Genomic DNA, 13931 nt, shown 5'->3' with positions numbered 1-13931 from the left:
GCGGCTTATCCGCAGACCTTCGAGGCCTGTCCGGCTCCGATAGATCGAGTCTTCGGGATGATCATCAAGCAGGTTCAAAGAAATGATCAAGATTCACTAAAGCTTATTTTTGTCACTTCTATCACTCTTGTAACTCTTGTAACCCCGTTGAGTCGTATTTCGCCAATTCATAGTTCCTTGGGCACGTTGCCCGTAGAATCCCATCAGGCCGGAGAGGCAACTTTTGGGGGAGACGTTGACGACTGCATTTACGAGCCGCAAACCATGGGACTTTTTTCTCGCCGGCTGCCTGGCAGTTCTCCTGGTGGCAGCAGGCGTTGCGCCGGCCCGGGCGGACCTGTCACGCCCGTATGTACAGGCGCAGGAACCTCCCGGCGCTGTGTATGCCGATGCCATGACGTCCTCCGGCGCAAAGTCGTTTGTCGACGTTGCCGGCGATAACCAGTTCCACCGCGAGATCACCTGGCTGGCTGCCCAGGATATTTCCACTGGATGGCCTGACGGAAGTTACCGGCCAGTGGCGCCGGTTAACAGGGACGCCATGGCCGCTTTTATGTATCGGCTTCTGGGAAAGCAACCCTTCGACGCTCCGGCTCAGTCTCAGTTCACGGACATAGCCCCCAATAACCAGTTCTACAAAGAAATAGCGTGGCTCGCCTCCCAGGGTATTTCCTCAGGATGGGTCGAAGGTAACGGTTTCAGAACCTATAGGCCGCTGCAACCGGTCAACAGGGACGCCATGGCCGCGTTCATGTACCGAATGGCCGGCAAACCGGAATTCACACCGCCCGCTGTGTCTCCGTTTGTTGATTTGGACGGGGGCAATCAGTTCTACAAGGAAATTACCTGGCTGGCAGCCACGGGGATTTCCACCGGCTGGAGCGAAGGGGGCGCCAGCCGCTCCTACCGGCCCCTGCAGGCTGTGAATAGGGATGCCATGGCTGCCTTCATGTTCCGGTTCAGTGCGCGCGACCAGCCTTTGCCGGCGGGGAAGGACGTCACAGCCAACCTGGGCGCGCGTGCGGCCGGGCACGCATCTGCATTGATCCGGCTCACTGTCAGAAATGCACAAGCAGAAACAGTGCTGTCCGTTAACGGAGTACCCGCCCTGCATGTGGAGGCCCGAGGGGCAGCTTCAACAACAGTGCTCGCGCCCCTGAACAACGCCGCAGCAGTCCTGAATGCTTCGTCGGCGAGCACCGTACGGGTGGAACTCATCGCGACATTCGACGGCAACGCGGCGTCCCCGGGCTCCACGATTGTGCTAGACCGACCTGTCACGCGCGCAGACACTGCACAGGGCCTTGGGGGTGCCTCGCTGACCGCCAACGAAAGCCGGGTCGGGCTCACGGGCGCCGGGGGCGTGCCGGCGACCGGCGTCCGAGGGGTCTACGTCACCGTAGATGTACGCAGCAGCCAGGACACTACGCTCGACCTTGCCGGGCAGCTGCTTCCGGTCCGCGCCGGCATCAACATCATCTCCACGGTGCTCACGCCGTCAGACGATGGATCGGTGCCCGCATCGATGAAGGAAGGATCAGGTTCGCTGCGTCTGGACGTGCGCGGCTATATCCCCGACCACACAGCAGACTCCTCGAGGGTGAACGTGTCGGGTAGCTACCTTCCAAGTCCCTCCGGCGCGGGGCAGACAGTGAAGATTGCCAGCGGCACAGGCGCCGGCGTGAAGGTCGCTGCGCCAGCGGACAGTGCCGTTCTCTTGGCCTTGGTCTCAGCGGCGCCCGTAGAAGGCGCGCCCGTAGAAGGCGCGCCCGTACTGGCCGCCGGGGGCGCCGAACGCGGTGGTTCCGTGGTTGACGCCATTGCCGGCGCGGCCCCGCAACTCGCTTTCATCCCTCTCGACGGCTCCGAAACGCAGCTGAGTCTCAGCGCCGGCTCCGGTGCTGCCACCATCCTCCCGCTGGGAACGCTGCTGGCAGCGAATGCGGCTGCAACCGGAGACTCGGGCTTGTCCGTGCAAGTTACCAGCCCGGCCCAAGGGGCCACCATAGACATGAGCGCCTCGGGCAGCCTCACGCTGGAAGGCACCCTGGGGACGCACCGCACCAGCCTGTCGGCCATGGAGGTCTATGTTTCCGGAAACCTGATTGGACTCCCTCGAGTTCGGCAGACCCCCCAAGGCACACGGTGGACATTGGAAACGAGTGTTCCGGCATCCGGTTCCTACACCTTTGAAGTCAGGGCAACCGACAGGGCAGGTGCCCGATCATCGGCGAGTATTTCTGTGACGGCGACGCTTCCCGGGCCAACTGAAACGGTGGTTGCTGCGGACGTTGTGGTTCTCGACCCGACGGATAGTTCGGCCGCCCCTAAGGCGGTTACGCCGGACAAGATACTTTTTGACAGCAAGCCACCCGCTGTTCCGGGTGAGATTGTTGCATCCCAAGCCGTCGCGGCCGCTCCCAACGGATTCCTCCGCCGCGTGGTATCGGTTGATGAAACTGCCGCGGGCTGGGTGGCGCGCACAGTCCCTGCGACCCTCACGGAAGCCATCCACCAGTCCGACTTCGACCAAACGGTAGTCCTCGACGGAATGAACCCGGCAGCCGTCAAGGAAGCTAGCCCTGCGCCCGGCGACACCCCTGTAGTGGCGGTGGACGAGGGCGTGCAACCGGTGACTGTAGCCACCGGAGCGGACGTGGACTTGGCTCCGTACCAGAATGCGGGGGACGCGCAGACCCTGGCCGGCTCTGCGGGTCCGGCGTCCAGCCAGGTCCTTCGGCCCGAGGCGCTGGGACGAGCTGAGGCATCAGACGACGGCGTGATTCTTGACCACCACGAGTCTCTGTCCATGGCGGTCAAGTTTGCGCTTGAGACCGGCCAGCCCAAGAAGGACCTGTCAGCGGCCTCGGACGCAACCTTGGCAGCCAGCAAAGCGGCAATGAAAGCGTCCGGCGGGATCGCGCTCGAAGGGAACGCACAGATAGGCCTCGGGCTTCGCGTGGTGTCGAAGATTTCCCAGTCGTTCGACTGGGGAAAAGTCAACGTGACGGTGCACGAATTCAGTGTGGTTCTGACGACGTCCACAAAAGTGGATGTAACTGCGGAGGCTTTTCTCAAGGTCGAGACAACCGAAGCACTCAAGAATCGGCTTTTCACCATCGACTTGCCGTCGCAGGTCTTTTTCATTGGACCAGTCCCGGTGGTCATAACCAACGCGTTGGATGTTTCCTTCGAAAGCAGGTTCTCCGCCAAGGCCTCCGTGTCCGTGGCCTTGGGTGTGCACCGGACCCAGGATATTGGCTTTAGTGCTTCGACCGTCGGCGGACCCAGTATCAAGAACAAGAGCACAGCACCGAAGACGACCTACAAGACACCGGTGTACGGAAGGAACGGGGATGCCCAGGTGGCAGGCTCCATCGAAGCCAGCATGGGCCCGACTGTTGACGCGATCACCAAGCTTTACGACGTCGGCGGTCCGGTATTCGTCATCGGTATGCAGGCCGGTGCCCTTGGCCAAGTGACCGGCGACGCGGCCGGTTATCGCTTTGCAGTGCGGGTGTTCATAGAGGGCGAGCTCAAAGTCGCCGTAAGAATTACAATCCCGATCATTGACAAGACACTTTTCGACAGCGTGCCCCTCTCAATTTCAGCAAGATACATCCTGGACGAGTGGGAGTCGGATCTTGATGCGGCGTTCCCGCCGGGGGATCCCGCGCCCGATCCGGATCCTACGCCGCCGCCGGAAGAACATAGCCCAGGAGACATCAGAGCGATGGCAGGCGGATACGCCTCTGCCTACGGCCTTAACTACGGAGGAACCGTCAGGTCGTGGGGCTACAACGGCGACGGCTCCTTGGGCGACGGCACCACAGGCAGCCGCGCGCTGCCGGGCGACGTCGTAGGCCTGACGGATGTTGTGGCTATTGAGGGAGGTACGGGATCCGCCTACGCCTTGAAGTCTGACGGGACGGTGTGGTCGTGGGGATACAACGACGGGGGAACCCTTGGTGATGGGACGACCACGACGCGACTGCAGCCCGTTCAAGTTCCGGGCCTTTCAAACATTACGTCCATCTCCACGCGCTACTACAGTGTTTATGCCGTGGACGCGGACGGCAGCGTGTGGTCCTGGGGCCACAACTATGACGGACAGCTCGGGGACGGGACCACAACGAACCGCCTGCTGCCCGTCAAGGTCCAGGGCCTCGGCAAGGTCCGGTCCGTGGCCGCAGGCTCGGGCAACGCCTACGCACTCGCTGAAGACGGCACTGTATGGGCCTGGGGTGCCAATGTAGTGGGCCAGATCGGCGACGGAACCGAGATCACCAGGTTGACTCCCGTGCAGGTAGTGGGGCTGAGCAACGTCCGCTCCGTGACATCAGGATGGGGAAGTGCGTACGCCTTGCATAGCGACGGCACTGTATGGGCCTGGGGCTACGGTTTGCAGGGGCAGTTGGGCGACGGAACAGACCAGCACCGGAGCACTCCTGTTCAGGTGCCGGGCCTGAGCGGCGTCGAAAGTATCAGCGGCTTCTATTCAACCGTTTATGCGCTGAAATCAGACGGGACTGTTTGGGGCTGGGGCGACACCTATTACGGTCAGCTGGGCATTTCGCTCCAATGGCCGTGGAAGAAGTCCCTTCCCATGCAGATTGCCGGCCTCCCCCCGGCGCGGAGCGTCGTGGCCGGCGCCAGGTCAGCATACGCGCTTGCAACCGATGGGACGTTCTATGCCTGGGGCGACAACGGTTATGGCCAGCTGGGCGACGGAACCTATCAGACACGGCTCACGCCAGTCGAAGTTGGTGGTCCCTAGTGCTACCCGGATCCGTGGAACGTGGCTGACGGGAATTTACTTGGGGAACTCCTGTAACGAGATTTGCGGGGCTGAGAGCCGGTCCGCCTGCTCCTGCGTCTGGGCGGCCTTGCCGTCCTGGCCGACGCGCTGGTACACCCGGGCCAGCACCTGCCACGGAACCGGCGAATCCGGTGACTGGGCCGCCGCCGTCTGCAGGTCCGCGATGCTCTGCTCCGGCTGGCCCAGGCCGAACCATGCGATGCCGCGCTGGACGTACAGCGCGGACGTGTAGGGAGCGCGCTGGACAAGTTCGTCCAGCTGCTGCTTGGCGGCCGGAATGTCCCCGCTGTTGAGGTAACCGATGGACAGGGCCAGCCCGGCTTCGACGGAGTCGGGCGTCCTGGCCAGCGACACTTTGGCCCACTCCACGGCGCGTGCGGCAGCTTCGGGATCACCCTCGGCGGCCGGTCCGGCGAAGGCCTGCGCGGCCAGCAGGGCGGTGTCGCTGTCCCATGGCCGCAGTGCCTGCGCCGCCTGAAAATGGCGCTGCGCCTGGGCAAGGTCCCCGTTCCCGGCGGCGCTCACTCCGGCCGCCATGGGCCACTCAGCAACAGCCGCCGGAACGGCAAAGATCAGACCCCCGACGACGGCGAGGGCTCCGGCCGCTGTTGCAGCTGTTCGGGCGGGCGGACTCTGGAACCACTGGCGGAGCCGGGACGTATGACTTTGCGTTGAAGCGGCGACGGTAGTTGCGAGGAGTCCGCCGCAGATGAAAGCGGCCAGCGGCGTCGTGCCGGGGGAGGTGAACCCCGTCAGGAGTCCGACGCCGTAACCCACGACGGCGGCCAGCGCACCGATGAGGGTGTTTCGCTGGGTTCCCTCCGCGGAGCGGATCCGGATTACGGCCGTGCGGATAGTGGAGACGGCCAGTAGAACGGCAAGGAGCAGCAGCGGAATGCCTCCGGCGAGAAGTGCCTGGAGCAGCCATGAGTGCGGGGAATCCGGTGGAAAGTCGCCACCTGTCTGTTCCGCCCACTGCTGGGTCTGGTAGCCGGGAAACACGTCGACAAAGCCGCCGGGGCCCACGCCGAACCACGGGTGCTCCCACGCCATTTCCAGCGTTTGTTGCCAGAGAAGCCACCGGCCGGTCACGGTGTCGCCGTAGAACAAGCGGTCCCGTGCACCGGGTATCAGGACGACGAGGAGCGCCAGCCCTGCGAGCGAGCCTCCCGCAATGGCCATTCCATTCCACGTGAGGCCTTGCGTGGGGGTCCTCTTGCGGCTCTGCTTGCCGGGGCGTCTGGCGAGGAAGACGCCCAGGGTGCAGACGCAGACCACTGCCACCAGACCCAGCAGCGCCGCACGCGAGCCGGACAGGACCGCGATCAGAACTGCTGCGGCACACCCTGTCCGCAGCAGCCAGGACGACTTGCCCGGCTGCAGCGAGGGAAGGGCCAGGGCGCCTGCGATCATCACGCCCACCAGGCCCTGATCGGAGGCATTTCCCAGCGTGGCGCCCGGCCTGAGGTCGGCTGCGCCGCCCAGGGGCCGCAGGCCGGCTGATTCCAGGATGCAGATCATGGCGAGGGGGATTGAGGCCAGAGCCAGGGCACGGTGAAGGACCTGCCATCTGGAGGTGCTGTCCGTGCCGCCCAGGACTTTGGCGCCCAGCACCAGCGTGGCGGCGTAGACCGCGAGGACCACTGCCCCTTCGTAACGCGGCCACCGGCCAAAGAGTGCAGCGGCCGGACTGGGGGAGAGTAGCGCGGCAAGCAACAGAACAATCGAGCCCGCGCCCAGGAGAATCATGGTGGACGGCGGCAGGCGTCCGCCTTGGTTGGCGCGTCCGGCCAGGAGCCCTGCGCCCAAGGCAATAAGAACAACCACCACCTTGGCCCAGGCAAATCGGAACAGGCCGCCGGGCAGGAATGCGAGCAGGGAACCCACCATGACACATATGGCAAGCGACGGCGCCCAGGTGAACGTCCGTGCGCCGACAGGATTTTTCACTAATCTCCAAGTCAAACAATGGGCAACGCTCATCATTATTGCGCTTTCAGGAGTGTCTTTCGGCCGTGTGGAAAGGAAATTTTCTGCGGCAATCGCCTTTATTACAGTCTTGAGGATAAAACGACTGGAAAATTGATTACGTGGCTATATAGTGCGATCACCTGTGACTAACAGGGTTCACTTGCGGGGGCAGTGTTCGTCGCATCGTTTAATGGGGGAATCATCTAAATGCGCTTGCGCACGCACATTTTCAGGCGGATTACCGCCACAATTGCAGCGGTTCTGGCTGCCACATTGCTCATCGGAAACGTCCCGGCGCTCGCCGTGGACACCAACACTGCCACCATCAGCGGCACCGTGACAGCGCCTGCCGGCGTGGACCTGGCGTCCACGTACGTCAGCGGGCAACCCTCGGACCCGCAATCCCAAACCTGGGGCTGGGCCTCGGTGGCATCAGACGGCAAGTACCGAATGGAGGGCTTGGCGGCAGGCTCCTACAAGATCGTGTTCTCCGGCTACAACAGCGGGGCCGAAACCCAGTGGTACAACAACGCTGCGACCCAGGAAACCGCTACGGCCGTTACTGTGACCGTAGGCCAGAACCTGACCGGCATCAATGCCACCCTGGTCAAGGGTGCCAGCATCAGCGGAAAAGTCACCGTGCCAGCCGGCGTTGACATCACCACCATGCAGGTTAACGCCTCCCTGGCGGCCTACGAGTACAGCCCCAGCACCAGCGTCTCAGTGAACGCAGACGGCACCTACCGGCTCGCGGGACTGGCCGCGGGTTCCTACAAGCTCAAGTTCTCCGGCTACAACAGCGGCGCGATTGAGCAGTGGTACAACAACTCGGCGACGTTCTCAGGCGCGGAAACCCTGGTCCTGGCGAAGGGCCAGGACCTCAGCGGTATAAACGCGACCCTTGTTAAGGGTTCCAGCATCAGCGGTAAAGTGACCGCGCCCGCCGGGACCGACATGACGAATATGCGGGTAGCCGCGTACACAACTGACGCAGAGTACAACGAGTCCGGCAGCACCCAGGTGGCCCAGGACGGCACCTACCGGCTGTCCGGGCTGGCCGCCGGTTCTTACAAGCTGCAGTTCTCCGGCTACCAAAGCGGGGCACTGACTCAGTGGTACAACAACGCGGCATCCTTCAGCACCGCAAACGCAGTCGATATCGCCGCGGGCCAGGACCTGACGGGCATCAACGCCACGTTGGTCAAGGGTGCAACCATCAGCGGCAAAGTGACCGCTTCGGCCGGCGTCAACCTGGGCTCCGTGTCCATCAACGTGGTACCCACGGACCCCCAGAGCGGTTTCTTCTCCTCCTACACAAGGCTGGCCCCGGATGGCAGCTATAAGGTTGTTGGCCTGCCCGCCGGATCCTACAAAATCGAGTTCGTAGGCAGCAACGCCGGTGCGCTGCCGCAGTGGTACAACAACGCAGACTCGCTTGAGGCAGCCAACGCGTTGACGCTGACAACAGGCCAGGACCTTACTGGCATTGACGCTGCGCTGGTCAAGGGTGCATCCATCAGCGGCAAGGTCACCGTGCCGGCAGGGATCGACCCCAGCCGCACCTACGTCAGCGCCTACAGCTCGGACTCACAAATGACCCAGGCCGGCTTTGCCTCGGTGGGCATGGACGGCAGCTACAAAGTGGCCGGCCTGAAAGCAGGGTCCTACAAGCTCCAGTTCTCCTCCGGAAGCACCGGTGCCATCTCGCAGTGGTACAACAACGCGGAGACGTTTGCATCAGCGAACGCCGTGGACGTGGCAGCCGCGCAGGATGTGGCCAGCATCAATGTTTCCCTGGTGAAGGGTGCCTCCATCAGCGGTACCGTCAGCGCTCCCGCTGGGATAACGCTGACCGGCGTCAACGTGACGGCGTACTCGGGTGACAGCATGGCCACCTATGCCGGAAACACCCAGGTGGGGGCCGACGGCAAGTATAAGCTGGGCGGGCTCCGCGCCGGGTCCTACAAGCTCCAGTTCTCCGGAGGCAACAGCGGCGCCCTGTCCCAGTGGTACAACAACGCCATCTCGGCGGAAACCGCCATCGCCGTTCCCGTCACCGCGGGCCAGGACGTGGGCAACATCAACGCCACCCTGGCCAAGGGCGCATCCATCCGGGGAAAGCTCACTGTGCCTGCCGGCACTGATGCCACCCAGCTCTACGTCATGGCCTTCACCGCTGCGTCTGAAACGGGCTACGCAGCCTCAGCCACGGTGGCCGCGGACGGCACGTACCGTCTCCCGGGTCTCGAGGCAGGTTCCTACAAGATCCAGTTCTCCGGAAACAGCAGCGGAGCATTGACCCAGTGGTACAACAATGCCGAGACCTTCGCTACAGCCACCGCGGTTGCCGTGACGCCGGGGCAGGACCTCGCAGATATCAACGGCACCCTGACGAAGGGTGCCACCATCAGCGGAAAAGTCACAACACCCGCCGGCATCAGCGTGACTCACACCAACGTCAGCCTGACCACGGCCGATGCTGCGGCAACATATGTTGGCAATGCCTGGCCTGCTGCCGACGGCACATATCGGTTCGTGGGGCTGCCTGCCGGATCCTACAAGGTCCAATTCAACGGCAACGGCAGCGGCGCCCTGACGCAGTGGTACAACAACGCAGCGACGCCGGAAGCAGCCAATCCCGTCACCGTCGCGAAGGGCCAGGATGTCACCGGCATCAACGCCTCCCTCGCCAAGGGCGCCACGATCAGCGGCAAGGTGACCGTACCCGCAGGAATCAGCCTGAGTAACGTCAGCGTCAACGCTGACAGCGCAGACGGCAAATCCATCTATATGGCCTACTCCGCGGTTGCCGCGGACGGCAGCTACCGACTGGTCGGACTCCCGGCGGGATCCTTCAAAGTGAGGTTCGCAGGCAACAGCAGCGGTGCCGTGGACCAGTGGTACAACAATGCGGCGACGGCGGGTACTGCTAACGCGCTGACCCTGACCGCGGCCCAGGATCTGACGGGCATCAACGCCACGCTGGTCAAGGGCGCCACGATCAGCGGCAAGCTCGCCGGACTTTCTGCCGGGGAGCAGAACCCGGTGACTGTCCTGGACGGTACCGGCGCTCCGGTCAAGCAGGGCTACGCCGACAGTACCGGTGCCTACAGCGTCACCGGCCTGGCAGCAGGAAGCTACAAGGTTGCCTTCAACCGGTCCAGCGGCTTCTCCCTGGCCGAGGCCCAGTTCTTCCAGAACAAGGCTGAGTCCGCCGGTGTGGGTGCCGCAAGCACCGTTGCGGTCACCACCGGGCAGACCATCACCGGCAAGGACGGAACCCTGGTCAAGGGCGGCAGCCTCAGCGGCACCGTCACGGACAAATCGAAGCTGGCCCTTCCTAACGCGATGGTCCAGGCCTACACCGCGGACGGTTCGTTGGTCACCCGCATGACGTACACGGATGCGCAGGGCAAGTTCACCGTCTCGGGTCTGACTACCGGGAAGTACCTGCTGGTTGTCACTCCGCCGTACAACAAGCCCGAGCTGGGCAAGCTGTTCTCCGGCAATGTCACCACGGAAACCGCGGCAGTTCCAGTGAGCGCGACGGTGGGGACTGACAAGCCGGCGGGTGAACTGACCTACGCCCCTGCGGCGCCGGTGACTGATCCGAAGGCAACCATCACGCTGGATCCGGCCAAGCCGGCGGACGCAGCAATCTCACTGAACAACGCGGCGTCGACCGTTTCCGTTGATTACCACGTGATTGTCAACGGGGACCTGACCCGTCCGAAGGTGACGGTTGCGGCGGGACAGAAGTCCGACGTCGCACTGACCGGGCTTGCCGCCAAGAGCACCATCCAGGTGCGGATCTATGGTGACGGCAAGGGCACGGGAACACTGCTGGCCTCGGCAACCACACCGGACGCCCCGGTGGTGCCCGTGACTGATCCGAAGGCAACCATCACGCTGGATCCGGCCAAGCCTGCCGAGGCTGCAGTCTCACTCAACAACGCGGCGTCGACCGTTTCCGTTGATTACCACGTGATCGTCAACGGGGACCTGACCCGTCCGAAGGTGACGGTTGCGGCGGGACAGAAGTCCGACGTCACACTGACCGGGCTTGCCGCCAAGAGCACCATCCAGGTGCGGATCTATGGTGACGGCAAGGGCACAGGCACGCTACTGGCCTCGGCAACCACGCCGGACGCCACTGTTGCTCCCGCGCCGTCATTCACGGACGTGTCAACAGGCAACCAGTTCTACAAGGAGATCACCTGGCTGGCATCCAGCGGCATCAGCACCGGCTGGACGGCGGCGGACGGCACCAAGACCTTCGGTCCGGTGCTGCCCGTGAACAGGGATGCCATGGCCGCCTTTATGTACCGCTTGCGCGGCAAGCCGGCCTTCACACCGCCGGCGGTGTCCCCGTTCAAGGACGTGGCCACGAACAACCAGTTCTACAAGGAGATCACCTGGCTGGCGTCCACCGGCATCACCACCGGCTGGACGGACCCCGACGGAACGAGGACGTACGGCCCCGTTCAGGCAGTGAACCGGGACGCCATGGCTGCGTTCATGTACCGCCTGGCCGGGAAGCCCGCGTTCACGCCGCCGGCGGTGTCCCCGTTCACGGACGTGGCCACGAACAACCAGTTCTACAAGGAGATCACCTGGCTGGCGTCCACCGGCATCACCACCGGCTGGACGGCGGGGGACGGGTCCAAGAGCTATGCTCCGGTCCAGGCGGTGAACCGGGACGCGATGGCTGCGTTCATGTACCGGTACAACGCGAAGTTCGGAACTAGCTAGCGGTTCGAAGGGCCGGCCGTGGGTGCAGTTTGTGCATTCGCGGCCGGCTCTTTTCGCGTCAGGCTATGCCTCTGCCTGGGTATCGCGGGACTGGGTATCGCCGGACTGGGCTTCCGGGGGCTCCGCGAGATGCGCGATGTGCTGTTCCAGGTGCCGCCGCAAATCCAGCTCCGCCTTAAGCTCGGGCCGGGGGAGTCCGCGCACGAGTTCCTCGGCCGTCCGCAGCACGGACCGCCCGCGGGGCGTCAGCCGGACGCTCCGGCTCCTGCCGTCGCCCGCGCCGCGCTCCTTGGTCAGGAGACCCAGGTCCCTTAGCCGGTCCAGGATCTTGCCCAGGCTTTGGGCGGTGATCCCAAGTTCGTCGGCCAGGCAGTTCTGCGTGGCAGGGCCCAGCTCCTCCACGCAGTCCAGTGCGTCGAAGGATGACTTGGTGAGCCCCAGCCCGACCAGCCGGCGGTTAATTCTGCGCTCGTCCAGCCGCGCCGCCGTCGACAATAAGCGGTGGGTGGACCATCCTGCCGGTCTGTTCTGCTGGGCCAAAGCCATGTGCGTGTTGCCTGCCTTCCGGGAGACCGCGGCTGGGAGCACGGTGGTGGGTCTGCTGGATAAACCTCACCTAATACTAAGCATGATTACTATTGGACCGTAAGCACCCTGATAATCCAGGTGTTTCGCCACCCCGGGTCGAGAAAACCCAGAAAGGCAGAGATGCTTCTACTCTTCGGCCTCAAGACCGTCCTGCGGGCACTGCCCGGGAGGCTTTCAGTGTGCCGCTCCTGCGGCCAGTACGTGGAGCAGCACCTCGAAGAACGGGCGAACAAGTTCACGCTGTTCTTCATCCCGATCTTCACGATGTCACGCGCGTACCGCATCACCTGCTCCAACTGCGGGCAGCGTTCGTCGCTCTCGAAGCAGGGGATGAAGGCCCTGGCCCGGTAGGCGCAAAAAAGGCCGGTTCCCCGGTCAGCCCCCAAGGCTGACCGCGAACCGGCCTCTCGTCGTCGTGCTTCTGCCGGGCCTGCTGTCTGCTAGACCAGGACCGGGCGGGTGGCCAGGATGTAGTCCGCGGCGGCTGCCCCGGTCATGCGCAGGCGACTGTCCGACGACCTGATCCTGCGCGCCTTCATCTCCGACCAGAATTCCCCGGCGGTTGCCGGGATGAACTGATTGAGCATGCACCAGCTGGTGTACAGCCCGTAGAGCTGGTCTTTCCTGAGGGAGGAGTCGCCGTCCTGGTCCGGAACGGTGGCTTCAGTGAGAAAACGATCAATTTTTGAAATGCCCATGGTTGGCTCTTTCCGTACCGTGCGTCAAGTGCCGCCGTTCGGCTACAGCAGCTGAACCCCAGATCCCTGCACATGGCCTGAGGAGTTCCACGCCCTGGATTAGCAGCAGTGACGAGCCGCATCCGTAGGGCTAAAAATTAGTCTCCGCCGAATGCATCTACACCGTAGACTCTAGGCGTAGACTACGGGTTAAGCAAGAGTGGACAGCCACATGCTTTCACCCACCGGCCACACCGACGTAAGGACCCACTGCCATGTCAGCCCCGCAGGAAACAGATTCCAGAAGAAGGCTGAACCGGGAGGAAGTCCTCCGGACAGCGCTTGAGCTGGTGGACTCCGAGGGGCTCGAGGCGCTGAGCATGCGCCGGCTGGGCCAGGCGCTGGACCGGGACCCCATGGGCCTCTACCGTTACGCCGCCAACCGGGCCGACCTGCTGGACGGGATCACCGAACTGGTCCTCAACGAGTTGGCGATCTTCCCGACGGACCCCGACTGGCAGGCCCAGCTGCGCAGGATCGCGCACGACCTCCGGCTCCTGGCCCTCCGGCATCCGAACGTTGTGCCGCTGCTGGTGACGCGTCCGCTGTCCACACCGCTGGGCCTCCGTCCGCTGGGGACGCTGCGCCCGCTGGAGCAGATCCTGGGGCTGCTGATCGAGGCGGGCTTTGCGCCGAACGACGCCCTCCACGTTTACCGCGCCTATTACGGCTTCCTCTACGGCCACATCCTGAACGAACTTCAGGAATACATCGTGGATCCGGAAGAAAACGTGGCGCTGCTCCGGCTGGGCCTGCACCGGCTCCCTGCCAGGGACTTCCCCAACCTGCGCGAGCTGGCGCCCGTCCTGGCGGACTACGACGGAGAGGCGGAGCTGGATGAAGGAATCAGCATCCTGCTCTCCGGACTCGCCGAGAGGCTGACGACGGGTAAAGAAGCGCCGGCGGGCTGATGTAGGTCAGTAATCCGGCCAGTCGATGGAATCGGCGAATGCGTGAAGGAAGGACGTCGCGGCCGCGCCCGCTGCAAAAGCCAAGCTTGCGATGACAAACCCGATCGCCACTGGATGCCCCGACCTTGGAGAGTGTTGGATGCTCATGGGTTG

At 63.7% G+C, this 13931-nt stretch carries 7 protein-coding genes; 4 read left to right on the top strand and 3 right to left on the bottom strand.

Translation table 11 applies throughout. The annotated features are described in order from the left end of the window. The first annotated feature begins 235 nt into the window (after nt 1–235). Nucleotides 236–4777 (top strand): RCC1 domain-containing protein, encoded by a 4542-nt coding sequence (locus tag ASF98_RS17525; RefSeq protein ID WP_156372454.1) that lies wholly within the window; start codon nt 236–238, stop codon nt 4775–4777. Between the two features lie 36 nt (nt 4778–4813). Here ASF98_RS17525 and ASF98_RS17520 read toward each other — a convergent pair whose 3' ends face one another. Continuing rightward, nucleotides 4814–6769, bottom strand: a complete 1956-nt coding sequence (locus tag ASF98_RS17520) for an O-antigen ligase family protein (protein WP_055804479.1) — start codon at nt 6767–6769, stop codon at nt 4814–4816. Nucleotides 6770–7003: 234 nt separating this feature from the next. Here ASF98_RS17520 and ASF98_RS17515 point away from each other — a divergent pair, with 234 nt between their 5' ends. Beyond that, complete coding sequence (locus tag ASF98_RS17515) at nt 7004–11542, top strand: carboxypeptidase regulatory-like domain-containing protein (RefSeq protein WP_162242339.1); 4539 nt, start codon at nt 7004–7006, stop codon at nt 11540–11542. A gap of 63 nt (nt 11543–11605) precedes the next feature. Here ASF98_RS17515 and ASF98_RS17510 read toward each other — a convergent pair whose 3' ends face one another. After that, nucleotides 11606–12088 carry a MarR family winged helix-turn-helix transcriptional regulator gene (locus ASF98_RS17510; protein ID WP_082506913.1) on the bottom strand — a complete coding sequence of 161 codons (483 nt, stop codon included), beginning with the start codon at nt 12086–12088 and terminating at the stop codon, nt 11606–11608. 162 nt (nt 12089–12250) lie between these two features. Here ASF98_RS17510 and ASF98_RS17505 point away from each other — a divergent pair, with 162 nt between their 5' ends. Further along, nucleotides 12251–12481 (top strand): zinc-ribbon domain-containing protein, encoded by a 231-nt coding sequence (locus ASF98_RS17505; protein WP_055804464.1) that lies wholly within the window; start codon nt 12251–12253, stop codon nt 12479–12481. 89 nt (nt 12482–12570) lie between these two features. Here ASF98_RS17505 and ASF98_RS17500 read toward each other — a convergent pair whose 3' ends face one another. Next, nucleotides 12571–12828 carry a hypothetical protein gene (locus ASF98_RS17500; protein ID WP_055804462.1) on the bottom strand — a complete coding sequence of 86 codons (258 nt, stop codon included), beginning with the start codon at nt 12826–12828 and terminating at the stop codon, nt 12571–12573. A 254-nt stretch (nt 12829–13082) separates the two neighbouring features. Here ASF98_RS17500 and ASF98_RS17495 point away from each other — a divergent pair, with 254 nt between their 5' ends. Next, complete coding sequence (locus ASF98_RS17495) at nt 13083–13778, top strand: TetR/AcrR family transcriptional regulator C-terminal domain-containing protein (RefSeq protein WP_055804459.1); 696 nt, start codon at nt 13083–13085, stop codon at nt 13776–13778. Nucleotides 13779–13931 lie beyond the last annotated feature (153 nt).

Source organism: Arthrobacter sp. Leaf337 (assembly GCF_001423745.1).
Taxonomy (GTDB): domain Bacteria; phylum Actinomycetota; class Actinomycetes; order Actinomycetales; family Micrococcaceae; genus Arthrobacter.
Note: the sequence above shows the minus strand (reverse complement) of the source record. Positions and strands in the feature narration are given on the sequence as shown.